19 protein-coding genes are annotated in these 21,659 nt (G+C 71.1%); 9 read left to right on the top strand and 10 right to left on the bottom strand.

Annotation, left to right across the window (positions count from 1 at the left end):
* Positions 1-54 precede the first annotated feature (54 nt).
* From ACOJUJ_RS06435 to ACOJUJ_RS06425, 3 genes are read left to right on the top strand one after another with little or no spacing between them, the layout of a single operon-like run.
* Positions 55-1,305 carry an alpha/beta hydrolase gene (locus tag ACOJUJ_RS06435; RefSeq protein ID WP_420126028.1) on the top strand — a complete coding sequence of 417 codons (1,251 nt, stop codon included), beginning with the start codon at positions 55-57 and terminating at the stop codon, positions 1,303-1,305.
* Positions 1,306-1,314: 9 nt separating this feature from the next.
* Positions 1,315-2,502, top strand: a complete 1,188-nt coding sequence (locus ACOJUJ_RS06430; protein WP_420126131.1) for a sensor histidine kinase — start codon at positions 1,315-1,317, stop codon at positions 2,500-2,502.
* Entirely contained in the window at positions 2,499-3,323 is an 825-nt protein-coding gene (locus ACOJUJ_RS06425; RefSeq protein WP_420126027.1) for a LytR/AlgR family response regulator transcription factor, read from the top strand. Before ACOJUJ_RS06430 ends, ACOJUJ_RS06425 begins: the two co-directional genes overlap by 4 nt.
* Positions 3,324-3,550: 227 nt before the next feature.
* On the opposite strand, the gene ACOJUJ_RS06420 is transcribed toward ACOJUJ_RS06425, so the two are convergent.
* From ACOJUJ_RS06420 to ACOJUJ_RS06400, 5 genes are all read right to left on the bottom strand, one after another.
* Positions 3,551-4,825, bottom strand: a complete 1,275-nt coding sequence (locus ACOJUJ_RS06420; protein ID WP_420126026.1) for a DUF445 domain-containing protein — start codon at positions 4,823-4,825, stop codon at positions 3,551-3,553.
* 118 nt (positions 4,826-4,943) lie between these two features.
* Positions 4,944-5,909 carry a DUF1835 domain-containing protein gene (locus ACOJUJ_RS06415; RefSeq protein WP_420126025.1) on the bottom strand — a complete coding sequence of 322 codons (966 nt, stop codon included), beginning with the start codon at positions 5,907-5,909 and terminating at the stop codon, positions 4,944-4,946.
* 6 nt (positions 5,910-5,915) lie between these two features.
* Positions 5,916-6,158 (bottom strand): hypothetical protein, encoded by a 243-nt coding sequence (locus ACOJUJ_RS06410; RefSeq protein WP_420126024.1) that lies wholly within the window; start codon positions 6,156-6,158, stop codon positions 5,916-5,918.
* The gene (locus ACOJUJ_RS06405; RefSeq protein WP_420126023.1) at positions 6,155-7,369 is read right to left on the bottom strand and encodes a DUF3616 domain-containing protein; all 1,215 of its coding nucleotides are present in this window, start codon (positions 7,367-7,369) and stop codon (positions 6,155-6,157) included. The genes ACOJUJ_RS06410 and ACOJUJ_RS06405 overlap by 4 nt, the downstream gene beginning before the upstream one ends.
* A gap of 15 nt (positions 7,370-7,384) precedes the next feature.
* The gene (locus ACOJUJ_RS06400; RefSeq protein ID WP_420126022.1) at positions 7,385-8,134 is read right to left on the bottom strand and encodes a hypothetical protein; all 750 of its coding nucleotides are present in this window, start codon (positions 8,132-8,134) and stop codon (positions 7,385-7,387) included.
* Positions 8,135-8,290: 156 nt separating this feature from the next.
* Here ACOJUJ_RS06400 and ACOJUJ_RS06395 point away from each other — a divergent pair, with 156 nt between their 5' ends.
* The 6 genes from ACOJUJ_RS06395 to ACOJUJ_RS06370 all read left to right on the top strand — a co-directional run bounded on the left by ACOJUJ_RS06395 (position 8,291) and on the right by ACOJUJ_RS06370 (position 15,690).
* The gene (locus ACOJUJ_RS06395) at positions 8,291-8,959 is read left to right on the top strand and encodes a peroxiredoxin family protein (protein ID WP_420126021.1); all 669 of its coding nucleotides are present in this window, start codon (positions 8,291-8,293) and stop codon (positions 8,957-8,959) included.
* A 444-nt stretch (positions 8,960-9,403) separates the two neighbouring features.
* Complete coding sequence (locus ACOJUJ_RS06390) at positions 9,404-10,771, top strand: sigma-54-dependent transcriptional regulator (protein WP_420126020.1); 1,368 nt, start codon at positions 9,404-9,406, stop codon at positions 10,769-10,771.
* A gap of 181 nt (positions 10,772-10,952) precedes the next feature.
* The gene (locus ACOJUJ_RS06385) at positions 10,953-12,734 is read left to right on the top strand and encodes a hypothetical protein (protein ID WP_420126019.1); all 1,782 of its coding nucleotides are present in this window, start codon (positions 10,953-10,955) and stop codon (positions 12,732-12,734) included.
* Positions 12,731-13,360 carry a hypothetical protein gene (locus ACOJUJ_RS06380; protein WP_420126018.1) on the top strand — a complete coding sequence of 210 codons (630 nt, stop codon included), beginning with the start codon at positions 12,731-12,733 and terminating at the stop codon, positions 13,358-13,360. The genes ACOJUJ_RS06385 and ACOJUJ_RS06380 overlap by 4 nt, the downstream gene beginning before the upstream one ends.
* Positions 13,361-13,892: 532 nt before the next feature.
* Positions 13,893-15,440, top strand: a complete 1,548-nt coding sequence (locus ACOJUJ_RS06375; RefSeq protein WP_420126017.1) for a M20/M25/M40 family metallo-hydrolase — start codon at positions 13,893-13,895, stop codon at positions 15,438-15,440.
* Between the two features lie 34 nt (positions 15,441-15,474).
* Entirely contained in the window at positions 15,475-15,690 is a 216-nt protein-coding gene (locus ACOJUJ_RS06370; protein ID WP_420126016.1) for a hypothetical protein, read from the top strand.
* Positions 15,691-15,766: 76 nt separating this feature from the next.
* Here ACOJUJ_RS06370 and ACOJUJ_RS06365 read toward each other — a convergent pair whose 3' ends face one another.
* From ACOJUJ_RS06365 to gcvP, 5 genes are all read right to left on the bottom strand, one after another.
* Positions 15,767-16,240 (bottom strand): type II toxin-antitoxin system MqsA family antitoxin, encoded by a 474-nt coding sequence (locus ACOJUJ_RS06365; RefSeq protein WP_420126015.1) that lies wholly within the window; start codon positions 16,238-16,240, stop codon positions 15,767-15,769.
* A 17-nt stretch (positions 16,241-16,257) separates the two neighbouring features.
* Positions 16,258-16,566: a type II toxin-antitoxin system MqsR family toxin gene (locus ACOJUJ_RS06360; protein WP_420126014.1), complete on the bottom strand. Its 309-nt coding sequence runs from the start codon at positions 16,564-16,566 to the stop codon at positions 16,258-16,260.
* Between the two features lie 176 nt (positions 16,567-16,742).
* Entirely contained in the window at positions 16,743-17,843 is a 1,101-nt protein-coding gene (locus tag ACOJUJ_RS06355) for a hypothetical protein (protein WP_420126013.1), read from the bottom strand.
* Between the two features lie 13 nt (positions 17,844-17,856).
* Entirely contained in the window at positions 17,857-18,192 is a 336-nt protein-coding gene (locus ACOJUJ_RS06350) for a hypothetical protein (protein WP_420126012.1), read from the bottom strand.
* Between the two features lie 170 nt (positions 18,193-18,362).
* Positions 18,363-21,236, bottom strand: coding sequence for an aminomethyl-transferring glycine dehydrogenase (gene gcvP / locus ACOJUJ_RS06345; RefSeq protein ID WP_420126011.1), 2,874 nt, complete (start codon positions 21,234-21,236; stop codon positions 18,363-18,365).
* Between the last annotated feature and the right edge of the window lie 423 nt (positions 21,237-21,659).

The following is a 21,659-nucleotide window of genomic DNA, read 5'->3' as shown; positions in this document are numbered from 1 at the left end:
CCGCGGCGGCTGAATCCCTGCCCCGCGGCCATTCCTCTCCACCGCCAGGACCCGATGCACCGGTTTCGATTCACCCGTCGTCTTCCCGCGGCCGCGGTGGCCGCTCTCGCGATGGCCGCCGCCGGCGCGGCGCGCCCCGCCGACGCCCTGGCGGCACCGCTGCAGGCCCCGGCGGCGGATTCCATCGACTACGCGCGGCTGAACCCGCACCGCGGTCTGGGCGACTGCCTCGCGGATACGGCCGTGGACACGATCTGCCGGGTGCGAAAGGGCTGGACGGCCGGCGAGCTGCGCGCGCGGCTGGACGCGGGCCACGCCCTTTCCCGCGACGGCGGGGAGCTGACCTTTGCGTACCGGGGCGAGGCGCGCGGCGTGGAGCTGGGGGGCGGAATCCAGGGGCCGCTTTCACGCCTGGTGGGAACGGACCTGTGGGTGCTGACCGTGCGCGTGCCCCGCCTGGACGAAGCGATGGTTTCGTACTTCTTCATCCCCAACACGGGCGGCGACCCGCGGGGCCGGCGCTTTGTCCCGCAACGCTGGACCGGCCCGCTCGCGCCGCCCCTGCCCGACACCTCCGCGGCGCTGGCGGGACGCATCATCCGCGACTCCATCCGCAGCCGGCACCTGGGCGCCTGGCGCGGCGTCACCGTCTACGTGCCGCCCGCGGTTGGCACGCGGCCCGTTGCGGGCGTAGTGTTCATGGGCGACGGTGCCGCGGCGGACGCCATGGGCAAGGCCATCGACCCCCTGATCGCGGCCGGGCGGCTGCCGCGCGTGCTGCTGGTGGGGATGCACGCCGACACCGTGCGGGGCCCCCGGCCGGAAGACGACGGGCGGGCCGCGGAGTACCTGACGGGATTTCTGGACGGCGACACGCGCTTTCTGGCCCACGAGCGCTTCGTGGTGGACGAGGTGCTTCCCTGGGCGGAGGCGGCGTACGACGTGCCGCGGGAGGCGGCCCGCCGCGCCGTGTTCGGCTTTTCCAACAGCGCGGCGTTCGCGCTGCAGATGGGGCTGCGCCACCCCGGCCGCTTTGGACGCGTGCTGGCGTTCTCGCCCGCCGGCGCCGACGCCGCGGTGGAGAGCGCCACCACGCCGGAACGCGCGGCGGCCTTTTACCTGCTGGGCGGCATCCTGGAGCCGGCGTTCCACCAGAAGGCGGTGGCGTGGGCGGAGGTGTTTCGCCCGCTGGGCATTCGGCACGTGCTGCGCGAGCCCGTGGCGGGGCACGACTGGGCGATGTGGCAGACGTACTTTCCGGACGCGCTGGCGTGGGCGTTCGGCGGCGAAGCGGACGGGAGCTGAGCGTTGGCGGTGATCGGCACGACGGACGCGGGGGATTCCACGCACCCGGACGGGGAGAGCAAGGCGGGAGGCCCGCGGGCCGCGTGGCTGCTGGTTCCCGTGCTCTGGGTGCTGGTGTCGATGCTGTCCGCGGTGCGCGGCGGCCGGGCCATCGTCGCCGACGGGCGCGTGGAGGTGATCCCCGCCCGCCAGATCTTTGTGGACAACCTGGCGGCGTACGCCTGGTGGGCGCTGCTGAGCCCGCTCATCGTCCTGGTGGTCGTGCGGATCGCTGCCTGGCGCGCGCACCCGGCCGTCCGGGCGGCGGCGCAGATCGCTGCGGGGGCGGCGTTCAATCTGCTCTACTTTTCGCTGCGGACGCGGCTGCCGCTCCCCGGGCTGAAGTTCAACCTGGCACCCGGGTGGCCCGGCCTGGCCTCCATCCTCCCCGGCACCGTCGCCATCTACGCGCTGATCGCCGGCGGCGCGCTGCTGCTGGCGGGTCACGCCCGGGCGCTGGCGCGGGAGCGCGAGGCGGCGGCGCTGGCGCTGCGGGCCAGCCGGCTGGAGGCGCAGCTTTCCGGTGCGCGGCTGGAGGTGCTGCGGGCCCAGCTCCATCCGCACTTTCTCTACAACTCGCTGCACGCGGTGGCGGCCCTGGTGGACTGGCAGCCGGCGGAGGCGCGGCGGATGCTGGCGCGGCTGAGCGATTTGCTGCGGTCGGCGCTGGAGGCCAGCGAGCGGGCGGAGATCTCGCTGGCGCGCGAGGTGGAGTGGATGGAGGGGTACGTGGAGCTGCAGCAGATCCGGTTTGACGAGCGGCTGCGGGTGGAGATGAGCATCGCGCCGGAGACCCTGGGCGCGTGTGTACCTCCGCTGATCCTGCAGCCGCTGGTGGAGAACGCCATCCGGTACGCCGTGGAGCCGCGTCCGGAGGGTGGACGGGTGGAGGTGCGGGCAGAACGCGACGGCGCGTGGCTGCGGCTGGTGGTGCGCGATGATGGTCCCGGTCCGGACGCGGCGGTGCCGGGCGGCTCCGGCGGCATCGGGCTGCGCAACACGCGCGAGCGGCTGCGGACGCTGTACGGCGACCGCCAGGACGTGGTGCTCCGCGCCGCGCCCGCCGGCGGCGCGGAAGCGTTGCTGCGCCTGCCCTTCCGCACGGCACCGGCGGAGCCAGGGGTGTCCGCGGCCGCCGTTGGGGGGTGGGCGGGATGAGCGCGCCGATCCGCGTGGCCATCGTGGACGACGAGCGCCTGGCGCGCGAGCGGCTGCGGCGCCTGGTGCAGGCCGAGCCGGACCTGGAGGTGACGCTGGTGTGCCGCGACGGCGACGAGGCGGTGCGCGGCATTGTGCAGGAGCGCCCGGAGCTGGCGTTCGTGGACCTGCAGATGCCGGGGCGCGACGGATTTGGCGTGGTGCAGGCGCTGCTGGAGCAGCTGGGCCCCGACGGGCTTCCCCTGATCGTATTCGTGACCGCGTACCAGGAGCACGCGCTGCGCGCGTTTGACGCGCAGGCGCTGGACTACCTGGTCAAGCCGTTCGACGACGAGCGGTTCGCGGCCACGCTGGCGCGCGTGCGGCGGCGCATAAGCCAGGAGCGGCTGGGCGCGGCCGCGGCGCAGCTGGGCTCGGCGCTGGGGCTGGCGCGCGGCGGTGGCACCCCGGCGCCGCTGTCGGCGCAGGCCGAGGCACCGGCGGGGCGGCTGGACCGCATCGTCCTCAAGACCGGCGACCGGGTGCGGCTGGCGGCGGCGGAGACAGTGGACTGGGTAGAGGCGGACGGTGTGTACGCGCGGCTGCACCTGGGCGCGCAGTCGTACCTCATCCGCACCCCCATGCACGAGCTGGAGTCACGGCTGGACGGCCGCCGCTTCGCGCGCATCCACCGCGGCGCCATCGTGAACCTGGACCGGGTCAAGGAGCTGCGCGAGCTGCACCGCGGGGAGTGGGAGGTGGTGCTGGCGGACGGCACCCGCCTCAAGCTGAGCCGCAGCCGCAAGGCACACCTGGAGCGCCTGCTCGGCCAGTCGCTGTAAATGCGCCCCGGACCGGCTCCTTCTCTTCGCGAGGGCGAGGGGCCGAGGAGGAATGCCGGCGGGCGCGTTCGACGCCTGTCGCGCGCGATCGATTCCTCCCCTCTCCGTGAGGAACGAACGGGGAGGGGCCGGGGGAGGGGCCCCCCGTCGGACGCCCGTTCGATCCCGTTCGACGAGGCCCGATCCGGCGGCCCCGATCCGCCGACTCGCCCCCTCCGGTCCTTCTCCTACGCCCCGAACAGCTGCGCGAAGGTGTAGATCAGCAGCCCCACCAGGCCGCCCACCAGCGTGCCGTTGATGCGGATGTACTGCAGGTCGCGGCCGATCTGCAGCTCGATCTTCTGCGTGGTGTCTTCGGGGTCCCAGGCGGACACGGTGGTTTCGATGAGCGCGGCCACCTCGTGCCGGTACTGGTCCACCACGTACAGCACCGCCTGCTCCACCCACCCGTTCACCTTGTCCAGCAGCTCCTCGTCCTGCTGCAGCGACGCGCCAAAGCGGGTCACGGCGTGGCCCACGCGGCGGCGGAACTCGCTCTGCGGGTCGGCGCTGTGGCGCAGCACGGAGCCCTTGACGTCCGCCCACAGGCTGCCGGAGTACTCGCGCACGGCCGGGTGCCGCAGCACCTCTTCCTTGAGCTCTTCGCCGCGGGCAATCATCTCCGGCGAGCTGCGCAGCCGCTCCACGAACTCGCCCACGGCCTCGTTGAAGCGGTGGCGCAGCGGGTGCTCGGGGTCGGCCGTCACCTCGTGCAGCGTCTTTTCCACGCTGCGGACCAGCTTCTGGTAGATCTGGTCGTCCACGGCGGTGGGCATCCACCACGGCGTTTCGCGGCTGATCTTGGCCCGCAGCGCCTCGCGGTTTTCGTCGAACAGCCGCTCGAACAGGCGGATGGCGCTGTCCAGCAGCTCCTGGTGCCGGTTCTCCGCCGTCACCAGCGAAAGCACCTTGCCCATCAGCGGCGCCACCTGCGTTTTGCGGACGCGGCTTACGACGCTGGTTTCGATGATCTCCTGGATCTCTTCGTCGCGCAGCACCTGGACCAGGCCGCTCACGCCGGCGGCCGCGTGCTTGCCCACGGTGTCGCCGTGCTCCGGGTTGGCCAGCCACTCCGCCAGCTTGCGGGCCACGTTGGCGGAGCGGATGCGGGCGACGATGACGGGCGGCGACAGAAAGTTGTTCTGGACAAAGTTGCCCAGGCTGATGCCGATCTTGTCCTTGCGGCTAGGGATGATGGCCGTGTGCGGGATGGGGATCCCCAGCGGATAGCGGAACAGCGCCGTCACCGCGAACCAGTCGGCGATGGCGCCCACCATGGCGGCCTCGGCGGTCGCGCGGATGTAGCCCAGCCCGGGCCAGCGGTGCTCCAGGATGCTGGTGACGATGAACACCAGCGTGGCGAACACCAGCAGCCCCGTGGCGAGGCGCTTCATCTTGATGAGCCGCGTGCGCTTTTCTTCTTCGTCGCGCAGCGGCGGAAGGGTCAGCCGGCCGATATCCAAGCGAACGTGCCCGGTTGCGAGTGCATGATGCCCAGCGGAAACGGATCTGCCCCGCTTCGTGAAGGATGCGTGCCACTCTACGCGGAACGGGGTGCTCCGGGATTCGGCGGATGGATCGTCAGCCCGCTTCCACGAGCCGTTCTTCGTCCGCGTCCCACCGCCAGCGGGCGTCGCGGCCGGACAGGTGCACGCCGCCGATCCACCGGTCGATGCCGTTCATCCGCACGGCATCCGCGCCTCCCGACAGCACCTCGCGCCCCGCGTCCGTGAGCGCCGCGCGCCGGTCCATCGCCGCGCCAGGTCCGCCATCCGCCCCGTCTCCGTCGTCTTCGAACGCCAGGAGCGGCGTGGGGCCGGACGCGAGCGCCTGGACCAGCCCGGCGAAGCTCCCGTCGCCCATCCAGATCGCGTCTTCCACCTGGTGATGCGACGCGGGATACGCCTCCCTCAGCGTGCTCGGCCCCCCGGCGAAGGCGATCAGGATCTGCTCCTGGGAGCGCGACAGGCCGTTGCCCACCGCCGGATACTCTTCCAGCAGCCGGAACAGCGCCGCGGGCAGGTGCGGCATCGCGTCCCCGCCGCCCGCGATGACAGCCTCCAGGCCGCGCGGGTCCGGGGCGCGGAACGCATCCCACGCTCGCCTGCCGAGCGCCAGCTGCTCCGGCGTGACGGTGGCGCGGTCGTCGAACAGCTCGCGGATGCGCGCCGCATCCATCATCCCCAGGTACTCGGCCGGATTGATGAGCGTGAGCCGCGGGTGCGGATGGGCCGCGCACCAGTCCAGCAGCTGGATGAGCTGCAGCTGGTCGTACAGGTCGTGCTCGAACCAGAGCACCACCTCGTCCTCATCCCGCGAAGCGGCGAGCGTGCGGTCGCGCTCGGCAAAGGACGCGCGCACCTCGTCCGCCGCGCCCCACCCGCGCGATGCGATGAACCCGGCGCGCACCTCGCTCAGCGCCTCCAGCGGCAGGCCGGGGGGGACGGGGCCGTCGTGCAGGACGTCGCGCCAGGGGAGGATGGGCCCCTCCACCCCCGCCGCGCGGATGCGCTCCGCGGCGCTGTCGCCGTTGGTGACGTGCAGCACCGGCGGCTACGCGTCCAGCGGCTCGTCGCCCGGCTCCATCCAGCCGGGCCGTCCGCGCATCTCGGCCGCCAGGGCGGTGTCGCGGGATTCCGTCATCAGCACCGTCTGGTTGGCGCGGGTGACGTACATGCACTTGTACAGCCCGGCGTCGTTGCGTGATACGCCGCGCTTTTTGAGCGCGTCCAGCGCGGTTTCTACCTCGCGCACGGAATCGCCCGGCTTGATGAACACGTGATACGGCTCGCTCATTCCTCGCCCCGTCCTCCGTTCCGTTCGTCCCGTTCTTCGTTGCCGCCCCCGTCCCCACCGTCGCGGGCGGGGAAAAGGGCTTCCATGGGGCTGCCGCCGCGGCCGGGGGCGATGGGGAACACGTCGGCCACCACGGCGTCGCCGTCCTGGCGCCGCGGTCCGCCGGAATCGTAGACCACCAGCACCTCCCGCGTCCGCGACCCCTCGGTCTCCAGGCAGCAGATACCCTCGGGATGGTCCTCGCCGCCGTCCACGTCGTGCGGCAGGTCCAGCAGGTGCTCAAGCTGGTCGCGGCCGGTGATGGAATCCGCCTCCAGCTTCGCGGCGCCGCGCCAGCGGAAGAGCGTCGCGGGCGCGCGCACCGCCATCGTGGGCCCCGCCAGCACCAGCAGGTCGTCGCCGTCCGCCGTGATCTCGCGCACGCCGAGGCCGTCCAGATCCAGCAGGTGCTTGCGGTAGCGGCGCCCGTCCGGGCCGATGCGCTTGAGCTTCAGGCGCTCGGGGCGGCTGGTTTTTGCCGGCTGCACCTCCAGCACCACCGCCCAGCCACGGACCACCGGACCGCGCAGGCCCAGGAAGAGCCGCCCGTTGGACGCGGCGAGGCCTTCCACGTCGAAGCCGTTGTCCTTGCCGGGGATCTTGAGGTAGCGGCGCAGGTGCTCGTCGTCGGCGATGGCCAGCATCAGCGCGCTCTGCCGCCCCTTGCCCTTGAGGCGCGCGGCGGTGAGGGTGGCGGAGGGGTCGCGCGGATCCGCGCAGGCGCGCCGCGGCACCAGGCCGCCGCCCTGGGGATCCTCCTCCAGCGGAATGCGGCCCAGCAGGTAGCGGTTGTCGTCCTGGTCCACGTCCGCCAGTTCCGCGAACGCCTTTTCCACCCCCTCTTCCGGCTTCGCCTTGCCCCGCTTGCGTCCGTGCGAGCCCACCAGCCACAGGTACGGCGGCGCCCAGGCCAGCCCCTCCACGTCCACCTCGCCGCTGCCGCCGCCGGGCAGGTCCAGCACGTCCTCGATGCGGTACGTGCGGTGGTCGCCGTAGCGCCCGTCCTCCAGCCGCGTGACGCGCTCCAGCGTGGCCGTCTCGTCGCACCCCAGCCACAGGTGCGGACCCGTCTGCACCACGGCGGACAGGCTTTCGCGGATGTCGCGCTCCTCCACGTCGCCCTCCGGCGGCGCGTTCAGGGAGATGCGGACGGTGGACGTGGCGTCGCTCATGGTGCGGTCCGGGGTTCAGCGGGTGGGGCGGGCGCGGCTGCGGCTTCCTCGCGAGCGGACGATGCGAAAGCTGCCGTCCGCGCTTTCGAACTGCACCAGCGTACGCGATTCCCGGTCCATCCAGTACGTCGACACCAGCCACCCCTCCGTCACCGCCACGCGCCACGCGGACACGCCGCCGCCTTCGGGGAGCGCGACGTCTTCCATCGCCTCCACTTCCACGGAAATGGTGTCGATCCCGTCCTGCGCGTCGAAGACGGCGAGCTTCGCCGTGTAGCCGGTGGCCAGCGGCAGCGAGCCCAGCAGCAGGTCGGTGGTGCCGCCCAGAAAAACGGGCTCCGGTAGCGCGACGTCGCAGGTGTCGGCGCCCCAGTCCCCATTGTCCACCTTGCGGACGTGCCGGGGGGAGAAATCCAGCTGTACGCCCGTCTCGATGGACGAGGAGAGCAAAGCCAGCGGCGCCAGCGTCCGCCGGTCGAGCGTGAACGAGTCCACCTGCACCAGCTGGTCGTCCATCCAGATCGCCTCCGTCCGCACGATGACGGGCGTTCCGTCCACCGGCACCATGCGGGTGCGGATGACCATGCGGCCGACCGGTTCCCAGCTACCATCCTCCTCGACCAGGTCGAACTCCTGCACGCCGCCGCCCACCGTTTCCGCCCGCACCACGGCGTCGCCCGGGCGCAGGACGGCCGTCTGCGCGCCGGCCGAGGGCGCGCAGGCGCAGGCCAGGAGCAGGGCGACGGCGAGGGAGTGCATGCGCATCGGGAGCTTCCGCGGACGTGAACTTCGCTACGGGACCGGCGCCGCATTGTAGCGCGGCGGGCGGGGAGCGGAAAGCGCGGACCTTGAATCATTCGTTCCCCGACGTAAATTGCATGGCAAGCACGTGCCCATTCACGGCAGAACGGAGCCAAGACCATGCAGGACCGCTTTTTTCGCAGTCTTCCCTACCTTGCCCTGGCCGCCGCGGCGGTCCTGGTGGTGGTGCTGGGCCAGCAGAAGCGCTCGCTGATCGAGGAGGTGCAAAAGACGCGGTCCCAGCTGGTGGAAGCCCGCACCCAGCCCATGCGGGGGATGTGGATGCCCGCCTTCCAGGCGCCGACGATCGAGGGCCAACCCGCCACCATCGGCGAGGTGCCGGGGGAGGGCAGGCAGGTGCTGCTGATGTACACCACCACCTGCCCGTACTGCCTGAGCAGCATCCCCGCGTGGAAGCAGATCAAGGCCGTCACGGACACCATGACCTCCATCCGCGCGGCGGTCTACGGCGTGTCGCTGGACTCGGTGGACGTGACGCGGCAGTACATCGCCAAGCACGCGCTGCCGTATCCCACGGTGCGCTTTCCGGACGAGAAGGTGGCGGGGATGTACCGCGCCGGCACCGTGCCCGTCACGCTGGTGCTGGACGAGCAGGGCCGCACCATCTACAGCCGCACCGGCGAGCTGAAGAATCCCGCCGCCATCGACTCGGTGATGCAGGCGATCCGCTGGCGCCCCGCGCCGCCCCCGGCGCCGGGGGATTCGGCGGCCCCGGCGGGGGCTCCGGCGGTGACGGCGCCCGCGGCGCAGGGGCAGGCGCGGCGCTGACGCGGGGCCCCTCCCCCGGCCCCTCCCCGTTCGTTCCTCACGGAGAGGGGAGAATTCGATCCCGCTACGGCGAGCTTTCTGCCGTTCTCCCTCCCCCACGCAGTTTGTGGGGGAAGGCCGGGGAGGGGGGCGCCGGCCTCTCGCGCTGAATCGTCCGCCGGTCACCAGGGTCCGCCTTGCATTCCGCGTAGGCGGACTTCGTGACGTTCCAGCCGCGGTTTCAACCGCCCGAGACAGATCCCGGCCGCTCTGCGGGTTGTCGGCCGATCCCGCTCCGCCGCATCGTCACGATCCAGCCATTCACACCTTTTAGCCGGTGATCGCCCGGAACGCCGCGCGGCGGAGGCCCCGAGGGAAACCTGGGCGGCGGGCGTGGCGTACAAGGCGCGTCACCATGACACACCGTCGGACCGCGACGCCTTTCCGCACCCCCGCGCCTCGCTGATGCCAGCCAGCATCCTGATCGTTGACGACGAGCCCAACATCCGCCGGATGCTGGGCAGCCTGCTGCGTGCCGAGGGGTACGAGACCCGCGAGGCTGGCAGCGCCCGCGCCGCCCTTTCCGAGGTGCAGGGCGAACAGCCCGACGCGGTGCTGATGGACCTGTACATGGAGGGCGGCGAGACCGGGCTGGACGCGCTTCCCCGCCTGCGCGAGGCGGCGCCGGACCTGCCGGTGATCATGATGAGCGGCCGCGCCTCGCTGGGCGACGCCGTGCAGGCCACGCGGCTGGGCGCCTACCACTTCATCGAAAAGCCGCTCACCCCCGAGGCGGTGCTCCTTACCCTGGCGTCCGCGCTGGAGCTGCGGCGCTCGCGCGACATCAACCGCGTGCTGCTGGAGGAGCTGGGCACCGGCGAGGAGATGGTGGGACGCAGCGCCGCGGTGGAAAAGGTGCGCGAGATGATCGCCCGCGTAGCCCCCACGGACGCGCGCGTGCTCATCACCGGCGAGTCGGGGACGGGCAAGGAGGTGGCGGCGTCGCTCATCCACCGCGGCTCGCAGCGGGTGGGCGGGCCGTACATCAAGCTCAACTGCGCCGCCATCCCGCGCGACCTGGTGGAGTCGGAGATGTTTGGCCACGAGAAGGGCGCGTTCACCGGCGCCACCGACCGGCGCCGCGGCCGCTTCGAGCTGGCCAGCGGGGGCACGCTGTTTCTGGACGAGGTGGGCGACCTGAGCCTGGAGGCGCAGGCCAAGCTGCTGCGCGCGCTGGAGGTGGGCGAGGTGGAGCGGGTGGGCGGCAGCGGCCCCATCCCCGTGGACGTGCGCGTGCTCACGGCCACCAACAAGGACCTGCGCGCGGAGGTGGCGGCGGGACGCTTTCGCGAAGACCTGTTCTTTCGCCTGCACGTGATCCCGCTGCACCTTGCGCCGCTGCGCGAGCGCGCGGGCGACGTGCCGCTGCTCATCGAGCACTTTCTCCGCCGCAACCAGCGCCGCCACGGGCTGCGGCCGCCGCGCATCTCACCCGGGGCCATGGAGGCGCTGGTGCGGCACCCCTGGCCGGGAAACGTGCGCGAGCTGGCCAACATCCTGGAGCGCGTGAGCATCCTTCACGCGGGGCTGGAGGTGGGCGCGGCGGAGATCCGCTCCATCCTGGCGTCGGACGGGCCGATCCCCGTGGACGCCGCCGTCTACCGCGACAACGACGACCGCTCGCTGAGCGACCGGCTGGACGACTACGAGCGGCAGCTGCTGCTGGGCGCGCTGGAGTTCGCGGACGGCAACGTGGCCGAGGCCGCGCGCAAGCTGCGGACGGACCGCGCCAACCTGTACCGCCGCATGCGGCGCCTGGATGTCGCGCGTTGACACCGGCGGCGTTAAAGTGTGTCACATCGCTACGCCATCTCTCCGTCCGCCGAACGCCGGCGAAACGGGTAAGTCACCATCATCCAACGTCTTGCGGGATCGGGCGGCGCGGGCATGCGCTTCGCCCCGCGGCGTGTGCCGCACACCGGCACGCCACCGCACATCCCTTTCTGGAGGAACCATGCGCATCCATGCGCTGACCGCTATCGCCGTCCTGGCGCTCGCCGCCCCGGCGGCGGCGCGGGCGCAGGAACCCGGCGCCCTGCCGCGGGACCTGGCCGAGCGGATTACCGAAGTGCTGAACGACCCCGCCACGGAGCGCCACGAGGGCGAGACCGCCGTAGAGGCGGGGCGCACCGTCGCGTCGGGACTGGCCGTGCTGGAGGGCGACCTGCGGCTGGCCGGGCGCGTGGACGGCAGCGTGGTGGTGGTGAACGGCAACCTGCAGCTTGTGCCGGGCGCGGAGGTGGGTGGCGGGGTGATCGTGGTGGGCGGCGAGATCGCGGGGGAGCAGGAGGCCAGGGTCAGCGGCGACATGGTGGTGTTCGACCAGCCCGTGTCGCACTGCCGGCGCGACGGGCGCGTGGACGTGAGCGGCGGCTGCGGCGCCTTCTCCGCCCCGGTGCGGCCCGACGGGCCCTGGGCGGCCGCGGCGGACGAGCGCCGCGCCCAGGACCAGACGCGTCCCAAGCGCGGGACGGCGGAGTTCATCCTTTCCCCCGGGCGCAGCTACAACCGCGTGGAGGGGCTGCCGATTCACCTGGGCGGGGAGCTGGGGACGGGCGGCGGCAACCCGCTGCGGGTGCGGGCGATGGGGATCCTGCGCACGGCGAACCCCGAATCGTCGCTCGGCGCGGAGACGGTGGGATACGACGTGCGGGTGGAGCAGTTCATCGGCGGATACCAGGCGTTCCGGGTGGGCGCGCGGGCGTTCTCCGTCGTCGATCCCATCGAGGGGTGGCACCTGACGGACCTGGAGAACAGCCTTTCCACCTTTGTGCTGCACCGCGACTACCGCGACCACTACGTGCGCGAGGGGTGGAGCGCGTACGCCATGGTCACCCCCCCCGGATCGTCCGTCACGGTGACCGGCGAGCTGCTGTGGGAGCACCACCGCAGCGTGGCGCCGGCCAGCCCGTGGGCACTGCTGGACAACGACCAGGCGTGGCGAATGCAGCCGCTGGTGGCCGAGGGGCCGCTGCGGGCGCTGATGGCCACCGCCGTCATCGACACCCGCAGCGAGGCGTGGGACCCCTCCAGCGGCTGGTACGTGCGCGCCGAGGTGGAGCACACGCTGGGGTCCGACCTGATCCGCCCCACCTACGTGTCGTCGCACCCCGACGCGTACGTGGTCCCCTCCAACCGCTTTGGCGAGTACACGCGCGGGCTGGTGGACCTGCGCCGCTACAACCGCATCAGCCCCTCGCAGCGGCTGAACATGCGCATCGCGGTGGGTGGCTCCATGTCGGTGTTTCCGCTTCCCCCGCAGCGGCAGCACGCGCTGGGCGGCGCGGGGAGCGTTCCCGGCTACGGGCTGTTGTCGCTGGACTGCGGTGCGCGGCTGTACGCGGGCACGCGCACCATGGGGGGCGGCGGAACGCGCTTCTTCAACGGCTACGGCTGCGACCGCTTTGCCCTGTTCCAGGCCGAGTACCGCGGCGACTTTTCGCTGCACCTGCCGCTGGGCGGAAGCGCCCGGTCCGGCGCGGGCCAGGGGGACGGGGAGGGGGATGGCGGATGGGCCGGCATGCGGATGTTCGACGCCGACCTGAACTGGGTGTTCTTCGTGGATGCGGCCGGCGGATGGACCAGCCTGGAGAACCACCACGACGAGCCGGCCGCCGTGGACATGGGCGCGGGCATTCTGCTGGGCGACCTGGGGGTGTACGTGGCCACGCCGGTACGCGACGTCTACAACCGCGGCGGCCCCAGCTTCTTCATCCGGCTGGCACCGCGCTTTTGACCTTCGCCGCCCGCCTGGCGTTCGCCCTGTTCCTGGCGCTGGCGCTGCTTCAGCCGGCGCCGGTCCACGCGCAGTCGCGCAGGCCGCTCACCGTGTCGGTGGGCGGCGCGTCCGTGCGCTGGCGGCCGGAGGTGCGCCTGAACGGCATTCTGCGCGACCAGGCTCTGCGCGACGCCCTGCAGAACGGGCTGCCGCTGCGCTTTCACTGCCGGGTGGAGATGTGGCTCAAGGCCGAGCCGTTCGACCAGCTGGTGGGGGTGCAGGAGATGTCGCGCGCCCTGCTGCGCGCCCCGCTGGGCGAGGGGTACACGCTGGAAGACGGCCGCGTGCAGCGCCGCTATTCCAGCATGCAGGCGGCGGAGCGGGCGCTGCAGGGCGCGCTGGCCCCCACGCTGCACCCGGCCACGGGCGGGCGGCACTACTACCTGGTGCGGCTGAACGTGGAGACGCTGTCGCTGGACGAGGTCGACGAGCTGCGCCGCTGGCTGCGCGGCGAGGCCCGCCCCGCCGAAGCCGGGCGCCACCCGCGCGGCGTGGAGCGCGGCGTGCGGCGCCTCTTCGTGCGGCTGCTGGGGCTGCCGTCGCGCCGCTACGAGGCGCGCACCGCCATCTTCCGCGTGGGTTGAGCCAAAGAACGTGAACGGCGGGTTGGGGCGTGTCCCTCCGCTGCGCTCCGGGCCGGGCTGCGCGCGCCGTCGGCAACGATACGACTGTTGCCAACGGCGCCGAGCCCCCGGCGCTCACCAGCCTCGAAGCGTTTCCTCCGCGCCCGTGCATGCGCGCCGGGTTCTCGGCCCTGCGGGCGCGCATCCCTCACGCGTTCGATCTTCTGCGTTCCCTTCTATCGGCACGCATGGGTGACCGCGGCCACGGGCCTTGCCCGATCGCCGGCCTGGGCGCGGGGTTCCTGCTCGTTGGCGGCATCGCGCTCCTCGTCGTCATCACCCGGCCCGTGTGGAGGATGCTGGGCTTCTGATCGCGCCGTGCACGGCGGACGGAGGCCGCTTCACCGCCCGCGCTGACGGCCTCCCTCCGCCGTCGTTCCACACCCTCGGGCCCCTGCCGTTGCGCGACGCCGCCCGCAGCGCGACCATTCTCCCGTGCGTCCGGACCGCTCCTCATCGGCGGTCCCGTCCATCCCCATTTCCATTCGCGTCCATGAGCCGCTCGCCGATCCTTCGCTTCGCGCCGCTCGTCATGGCCCTGTCCGTCGCCCTCGCGCCGCGCGCGCAGGCGCAGACGCCGCAGGTGCGCCAGTGGCGGCAGGCCAACGAGCACGCCCTGCTGCGCGAGTACGTGGACTTTGTCGCCATCCCCAACCTGGCCAGCCGCGAGGCCGACATCCGCCGCAACGCCACCCACCTGGCGGAGATGATGCGGCGCCGCGGGCTGAATCCGCGGCTGCTGGAGTCCGAGGGCTCGCCCCCCGCCGTCTACGGCGAGTGGACGGTACCGGGCGCCACGCGCACGCTGGTGCTGTACGCCCACTACGACGGCCAGCCCACGGACAGCTTGGCGTGGCACGGCAGCCATCCCTGGCGCCCCGTCTTTCGCACGGCGCGCCTGGACCGCGGCGGCCAGATTGTCCCCCTTCCCGCGCCCGGCCAGCCGATCGACCCCGAGTGGCGGCTGTACGCCCGCTCCGCCGCCGACGACAAGGCGGGGGTGATGGCGATCCTTGCCGCCGTCGACGCCCTGCGGGCCAGCGGCCTGGCCCCCACCTCGAACCTCAAGTTCTTCTTCGAGGGGGAGGAGGAGGACGGCTCGCCGCACCTGGCTGCCCTGCTGCGCCGCCACGCGGACGTCCTGCGCGCGGACGCGTGGATCATCGCGGACGGGCCGGTGCACCAGAGCGGCCACAAGCAGGTGTCGTATGGCGTGCGCGGGGACGTGAACGTGGACGTGACCGTGTACGGCCCCGTGCGGCCGCTGCACTCCGGGCACTACGGCAACTGGGCGCCCAACCCGGCCATGCTGCTGGCCCAGCTGCTGGCCACCATGAAGGACAGCCACGGCCGCGTGAGCATCGCCGGCTGGTACGACGACGTGGAGCCGCTGGGCGAGGCCGAGCGCGAGGCCATCCGCAACCTGCCGCTCAATGACGCCGAACTCATGCAGGAGCTGGGGGTCGCGCTGCCGGAGATCAGCGGTCCGCCCCTGGCGGAGCTCATCACGCTTCCCTCGCTGAACGTGAACGGTTTCGAAAGCGGCGGCATTGGCGCCGGCGCGCGCAACGTGATCCCCACCGAGGCCACGGCGGTGCTGGACCTGCGCCTGGTGCGCGGCAACGACCACCAGCGCCAGGTGCAGAAGCTGGTGGACCACATCCGGATGATGGGCTTTCACCTCCTGGAGGGCGAGCCCACGCTCGACGACCGGCGCAGGCATCCGCGGCTGGCGTGGGTGCGCGTGCGCGGCGGCGGCTACAACGCCGAGCGCACGCCCATGGACCTTCCCGTATCGCGCGCGGTGCTTCAGGCGGTGCAGTCCACCACGCCCGCCCAGCCCGTGTACGCCGTGCCCACGCTGGGCGGCAGCCTGCCGCTTTCCATCATCAGCGAGGCGCTGGGCACGCGTACCATCAGCGTCCCGCTGGTGAACCACGACAACAACCAGCACGCCGAGGACGAGAACCTTCGCCTGCAGAACCTGTGGGACGGCATCGAGTCCATGGCAGCCGTGATGATGATGGCGCCCGAGCGCTGAGCCGGGCCTTTACCCTTCACGCAAAGGAGCTCACATGGTGACCGATGAGAACTTCGGAGAGCTGCTGATCGAAGGACTGGAAGAGGCCGCCGCCCACCGGCGCGGCGAGCTGCCCGCGGCAAAGGTGGTGCGCCGCTCCGCTCCACCGCGGCTGGACGCGTTCGCCGGCAACGACCTGGATGACGATACGGACGACGATCTGGATGAACCGCCCCGGGATCACGAGCCACGCAACCGGCTGCGGCGGTAGACGGGAAGGTCAGTATCTTCATACGAAACGCCGCCTCCACGCTGGAGGCGGCGCTTTCGTTGCGGATGGCGGGCGATTATTTCGCGGCCGCCGAGGCGCGTTTCGACTTCGGGGCGGCGGCTGCCGGGGACGATCTGCGGCGGGCTGGCTTGACCAGGCCGTTCTGCCGCTTGAGCGCCGCAACCACGTCGGGATGGTCGAGCAGCACGCGCAACAGCGTGTCGGCGGTCTTGTTCTGCGCCACCGTTCCGCACTCCCACCGCACCACCGTCTTTGCGCCAGCCCCGATCAGCCGCTCCAGCTGCGCCTGCGTAAGCCCGTACTTCTTTCGCAGCGCCACGATCTCGTCCGGCGCGAGCAGCCCATCCTCCGCGCGGATGACCGCCGTCGCCCGGCGCAGCGAATCGTCCATCATCTCGCCGTGGAAGAACCCCTCTCCGCAACGGCCGCATCGGTAGAACCGATCCATGAAGGTCACAGGCCGGTCGCCCATTTTCAACGTGTGCGACTCCTCCACCAGCACGGCAGGTCCACCACAGATTGAGCACATCACCTCGCGAGCGGGCTCTACTTCCGCTTGAATTGAATGACTACCGCGCGTCCGTCCGGACCTAGTTGCAGTTTGATGTACAGCCATTTGCCCCGAAACTCCATGTGATAGACATCCTGCCACAACCCGGGAACCATTTCGGATTCCATACTCTTGTAGAAATGCCTTGGCGACAGCTCCAGAACAGCTTCCGTGATGGCTTCTAGCGCAAAGCTCAGCTCAGTGGCACCCGCTTCAGCCGTTAACGTAACTGTAGATGAAACAGGCCCCTGCCCGATCAGCCGCTGAAGCTCGTGCAGATCATACTTCGGTTCCCCTCTCCCCATCCGCCCTCCAATGGTAGCATCCTGCTACCTGTAGCGCAAGTGATCTGCAGACGCTAAGTGTGTAGAGTGAACAGATCAAGATAGACAGATAGTGCAAGGTGCGCCAGCCCCCAAAACGAGCATCGGCCGGGCGCTCGAGGGAGCGCCGGGCCGATGGGTTGCCGAAAGGCGAGAGGTCAGTTCGTCGGGAGCGAGACCAGGGGTTTGGCGCCGAAGTTGAACTGGCCGCCGAAGATCGCGACCAGGGGCTGGCCATCGTCCCCCGCCCTGGGGTGGTCCTGTCCAAAGCTGAAGCTGACGAACAGGTCGTCGGTCGCGCGATACTCGAACATGCCTACGATCCGGTTCCCGGAATCGAGCGCGGCCTGCCCGCCGGGACCCGATCCGCCCGCATCGGACGCGGACCGCGCGACCCACTCCATCGAGGCCGAAAAGCGGCTGGCCAGGAGCACCGCGCGGCCACCCACGTCCCACACGTCCTGCTGCGCGCCCTCCTGGCTGCGCAGGTACCGGCCCAGCGCCAGCAAATCCACCCCGGGTCGCTCCAGCCTGTATCCAAGCGTGCTCCACACGCCCACGCTTCCGATCTTCCCCGCCTGGAAGTCGTTTCCCGGATAGAACGCCGCCGTCGCGCCGGCCAGCTGCAGCCGCAGTCCCACCCGCTCGTCGTTTGCCTGCAGCTGCTGGGCGATCAGTTGCGATGCGGCCGCGTTCACGCTCAGCGCCGAATCGGCCTCCACGACGTCGTCCGGCGTGGTGGCCCGCCGCCGGGCGCGCAGCAGGGGGAGCCGGGCGCGCTGTGACGTGCCGAGCGCTCGCGCCAGGCTGTCGGCGGTGCTGCTGGCGTGCCCCGGAAACGGGGTCAGCCGCACCCCGATCCCGATGCCGGTGGTGGTGTCGGCTGCTGAAAACGTATGCGTAGCCAGCGAGACGCTGATCGTCTGGCGGATGGACTGGATGACGGACGGGTTGAAGTACTCCTCCCAGGTGAGCTGCCGTCGCGGAGCCATCCAGTACGGAGCCACTTCCGCCGCATAGTCCTGGGGAATCAGCCCCGCGCCCGGCTCCGTGGCCGGCGCCAGCAGGCCGAGAGCGAACGCGCGGGGCGTCGTCGGCCGCTCCACCGACGTGGGCTCGATCCCCAGGATCACGAATGCGGGAGAGGTGGGCGTCTTGAGGCTCTCCAGCGTGAACGACTGCTGCGCGTGCAGCGGAGCAGCGGTCGCGGCCAGCGCCCACAGGAATCCCGCGGCCCGTTTCGAGAACGACGTTGTCATCGGGATCCCCGGTTCAGGTAAGCGCGAAGTCGCCGAAGAAGTCGGCGCCTTCGCCCAAGGTGGTCACCACGCGGCGGCCCTCGAAGGTGACGGTCCCGTCAGGTCCGCCGGAGAAGGTGTAGCTCACCAGCAGGGTCATGGACTGCTTGGCCGTCTGGTTGGCCGTCGTGTCCACCTCGACCGCGCCCGCCGTCAACGCGTCGGCGGACGTTCGGCTCCCTCCGCTGGCGACGACGGCGCCGCCCTGGGAAATGTCGGTTTCGCCGCGGTGGCCGTTGCCGACGACCACCTCCAGCCGCACCGTCCCGCCTCCGGTCCGGTAGGTACCACGTACGATGACGACGCTCATGCGCGCGCTCCCTCAGGGTGGAGGTGGGTTGGCGACCTGATCCATCATCGTGGGTAGATGGTCGCGGCGCCAGACATCCGTGCGCGTTTTCATCCCCCGCGGACGCAGATCGGCCCGGCGCTCACGGGGAGCGCCGGGCCGATCGTCATCCAACGAAAAAGCGGCGAGCGTCAGACCTGCGCGTATTCTTCCACGGGCGGGCAGCTGCACACCAGGTTGCGGTCGCCGGCGGCGTTGTTCACGCGCGCCACGTGCGGCCAGAACTTGCGCTCGCGCACCCACGCCGCGGGGAACGCCGCGCGCTCGCGGCCGTAGCCGTGCGTCCATGCATCCGCCATGACGGCGGCGGCGGTGTGGGGGGCGTTCTTGAGCAGGTTGTCCTGCCGGTCGGCGATCCCCGCCTCGATCTCGCGAATCTCGTCGCGGATCATCACCATGGCCTCGATAAAGCGGTCCAGCTCGGCCAGCGCCTCGCTCTCGGTGGGCTCGATCATCATCGTCCCCGCAACGGGAAAGCTGACCGTGGGGGCGTGGAAGCCGTAGTCCATCAGCCGCTTGGCGATGTCCTCCACCTCGATCCCCGCGCTCCCCTTGAGCTGGCGCATGTCGACGATGCACTCGTGCGCCACGGTGCCGTTGGCGCCGCGGTACAGCACGGGGTAGTGCTCGTCCAGCCGCCGGGCGATGTAGTTGGCGTTCAGGATGGCCACCCGGGTCGCGTGCGTCAGCCCTTCTCCGCCCATCAGGTGGATGTAGACCCACGAGATGGGAAGGATGCTGGGGCTTCCCCACGGCGCCGCGGAGATCGAGCCGTGCTCGCCGCCGCCCACCGGGATGACCGGATGGCCCGGGAGGTACGGCGCCAGGTGCTTCGCCACGCAGATGGGTCCCATCCCCGGGCCGCCGCCGCCGTGGGGGATGCAGAACGTCTTGTGCAGGTTCAGGTGGCACACGTCCGCGCCAAAATCGCCGGGGCGGCACAGCCCCACCTGCGCGTTCATGTTGGCGCCGTCCATGTACACCTGCCCGCCGCGCTGGTGAACGATGTCGCAGATCTCGCGGATCTCCGACTCGAACACGCCGTGCGTGCTGGGATAGGTGATCATCAGCGCCGACAGGTCGTCCGCGTGCTGGTCGGCCTTTTTGCGCAGGTCGTCCAGGTCCACGTTGCCTTCGTTCGTGGATGCGACGACCACCACCTTCATCCCCGCCATGACGGCACTGGCGGGGTTGGTGCCGTGCGCGGACTGCGGGATCAGGCACACGTTGCGGTGCCCCTGGCCACGCCCCTCGTGGTACTCGCGGATCACCAGCAGCCCCGCGAACTCGCCCTGGCTTCCCGCGTTGGGCTGCAGCGACACCGCGTCAAAGCCGGTGATCTCGGCCAGGTCCGCCTCCAGCGAGCGGAACAGCTCCTGGTAGCCGGCGGTCTGCTCCGGCGGGGCAAACGGGTGGATGCGGCTCACCTCGGGCCACGTCACCGGGATCATCTCCACGGTGGCGTTCAGCTTCATGGTGCAGCTGCCCAGCGGGATCATGCTGTGGGTGAGCGACAGGTCGCGGCTTTCCAGCGTCCGGATGTACCGCAGCATCTCCGTTTCGCTGTGGTACCGGTTGAACACCGGGTGCGTGAGGATGTCGCTCTTGCGGCGAAAGCCGTCCGCGATCCCGGAGTGCAGCCCGTCCAGCAGCTCGTCCGCGCTAAAGCCCAGCGGGGAGCCGCGGTTGAGGGAAACCAGGATCTCCTCCACGTCCTCCACGCTCGTCGTCTCGTCCAGCGCGATGCAGATGGAGGTTTCGTCGTAGCCGCGCAGGTTGATGCCGCGGTCGCGCGCCGCGGCCAGGATTCCGCCCACCCGCGTGCCCACGTCGATGCGCACGGTGTCGAAAAAGGCGCCGTGCACCACGCGGTAGTTCAGCCGCTCCGCGCCGGCCGCCAGCAGCTCCGCCAGCGTGTGCACGCGCTCGGCGATCTGCCGCAGCCCCTGCGGGCCGTGGTAGACGGCGTACATCCCCGCCATCACCGCCAGCAGCACCTGCGCCGTGCAGATGTTGCTGGTGGCCTTTTCGCGGCGGATGTGCTGCTCGCGCGTCTGCAGCGCCATGCGCAGCGCGGGGTTGCCGTTGGCGTCCACGCTCACCCCGATGATGCGGCCGGGGATCTGGCGCTTGTACTCGTCGCGGCAGCTGAAGAACGCCGCGTGCGGCCCGCCGAAGCCCATGGGCACGCCAAAGCGCTGCGTGGTGCCCACGCACATGTCGGCGCCCCACTCCCCCGGCGGGGTGAGCAGGACCAGCGAGAGCAGGTCCGCCGCGGCCACCACGACAATCCCTTCCTCGCGCGCCCGCTGCGTGAACGGCCGGTAGTCGCTCACCTCGCCGTCCGTGGCGGGGTACTGCAGCAGCGCGCCAAAGACGGGCGCCGCCCAGTCGAACTGCTCCAGGTCGCCCACCACGACGTCGATGCCGCGGGCACGGGCGCGGGTGCGCACCACGTCGATGGTCTGCGGATGGCAGAGCGAGGAGACGAAGAACGTGTTCTTCTGCTCCCCGCCGCCGATGCCGTACGCCATGGCCATGGCCTCGGCGGCGGCGGTGCCCTCGTCCAGGAGCGACGCATTGGCGATGGGCAGGCCGGTCAGGTCCACCACGGCCGTCTGAAAGTTGAGCAGCGCCTCCAGCCGTCCCTGCGCGATCTCGGCCTGGTAGGGCGTGTACTGCGTGTACCAGCCCGGGTTTTCCAGGATGTTGCGCTGGATGACGGGCGGGGTGATGCAGTCGTGGTAGCCCATCCCCAGGCAGCTGCGAAAGACGCGGTTCTTCGACATCATCGCGCGCAGCTCGCGCAGCAGCTCGTACTCGCTGCGCTCCGGGCCCAGCGCAAGCGGCCGGTCCAGGCGGATGCTGCGGGGGATGGTGGCGTCCACCAGCGCGTCCAGCGACCCGTAGCCGACGGTCTCCAGCATCCGCTGGATCTCTGCCTCGTCCGGGCCCACGTGCCGGCGGACAAAGGTATCCGTATGGGTAAGTGCTGATCTATCCACGATCTACGTCTCTTGAACGGGGGGTGGTGAAGGCGGCGGAATGTATCCTCTCACGCCTGCGAAGGCAATCGGGTCCCATCCGCGTTCACCGGCGCATGTCGCGGATGGATACTCGCGAGGGGAAGATTGGGTCGCGCGCAGGAGGATGGGGGCGCCCGGGCTGCGCCCCCTCCGGGCGAGCACCACTCGCCCACCTCCCCCAAAAAGCCCTGGGGGAGGCTGAGGACACGGGTGGCCCGATCGCCTTTCAGCTGCGTCCGCGAGGAGGGAGAACGGCGGAAGGCCTGTCGCAGCGAAATCGGTTTCTCCCCTCTCCGTGAGGAACGAACGGGGAGGGCCGGGGGAGGGGCACCGTCCGGCGCCAGTTCGATGCCCTGTGGATCGCTCCGATCCACCGTTGCATAGCGCCGTTGCGGTCGCCGC

The sequence above is a fragment of the Longimicrobium sp. genome, assembly GCF_048594345.1.
Lineage (GTDB): Bacteria > Gemmatimonadota > Gemmatimonadetes > Longimicrobiales > Longimicrobiaceae > Longimicrobium.
This window is presented reverse-complemented; position numbering and strand designations above follow the sequence as displayed.

What these genes read in the sequence shown, in the direction of transcription:
- ACOJUJ_RS06370 (WP_420126016.1), top strand. Translation starts at nt 15,475, where the DNA reads ATGGTGACCGATGAGAACTTCGGAGAGCTGCTGATCGAAGGACTGGAA.
- ACOJUJ_RS06365 (WP_420126015.1), bottom strand. Translation starts at nt 16,240, where the DNA reads ATGTGCTCAATCTGTGGTGGACCTGCCGTGCTGGTGGAGGAGTCGCAC.
- ACOJUJ_RS06410 (WP_420126024.1), bottom strand. Translation starts at nt 6,158, where the DNA reads ATGAGCGAGCCGTATCACGTGTTCATCAAGCCGGGCGATTCCGTGCGC.
- ACOJUJ_RS06425 (WP_420126027.1), top strand. Translation starts at nt 2,499, where the DNA reads ATGAGCGCGCCGATCCGCGTGGCCATCGTGGACGACGAGCGCCTGGCG.
- ACOJUJ_RS06355 (WP_420126013.1), bottom strand. Translation starts at nt 17,843, where the DNA reads ATGACAACGTCGTTCTCGAAACGGGCCGCGGGATTCCTGTGGGCGCTG.
- ACOJUJ_RS06360 (WP_420126014.1), bottom strand. Translation starts at nt 16,566, where the DNA reads ATGGGGAGAGGGGAACCGAAGTATGATCTGCACGAGCTTCAGCGGCTG.
- ACOJUJ_RS06375 (WP_420126017.1), top strand. Translation starts at nt 13,893, where the DNA reads ATGAGCCGCTCGCCGATCCTTCGCTTCGCGCCGCTCGTCATGGCCCTG.
- ACOJUJ_RS06385 (WP_420126019.1), top strand. Translation starts at nt 10,953, where the DNA reads ATGCGCATCCATGCGCTGACCGCTATCGCCGTCCTGGCGCTCGCCGCC.
- ACOJUJ_RS06405 (WP_420126023.1), bottom strand. Translation starts at nt 7,369, where the DNA reads ATGAGCGACGCCACGTCCACCGTCCGCATCTCCCTGAACGCGCCGCCG.
- ACOJUJ_RS06435 (WP_420126028.1), top strand. Translation starts at nt 55, where the DNA reads ATGCACCGGTTTCGATTCACCCGTCGTCTTCCCGCGGCCGCGGTGGCC.
- ACOJUJ_RS06395 (WP_420126021.1), top strand. Translation starts at nt 8,291, where the DNA reads ATGCAGGACCGCTTTTTTCGCAGTCTTCCCTACCTTGCCCTGGCCGCC.
- ACOJUJ_RS06390 (WP_420126020.1), top strand. Translation starts at nt 9,404, where the DNA reads ATGCCAGCCAGCATCCTGATCGTTGACGACGAGCCCAACATCCGCCGG.
- ACOJUJ_RS06350 (WP_420126012.1), bottom strand. Translation starts at nt 18,192, where the DNA reads ATGAGCGTCGTCATCGTACGTGGTACCTACCGGACCGGAGGCGGGACG.
- ACOJUJ_RS06400 (WP_420126022.1), bottom strand. Translation starts at nt 8,134, where the DNA reads ATGCGCATGCACTCCCTCGCCGTCGCCCTGCTCCTGGCCTGCGCCTGC.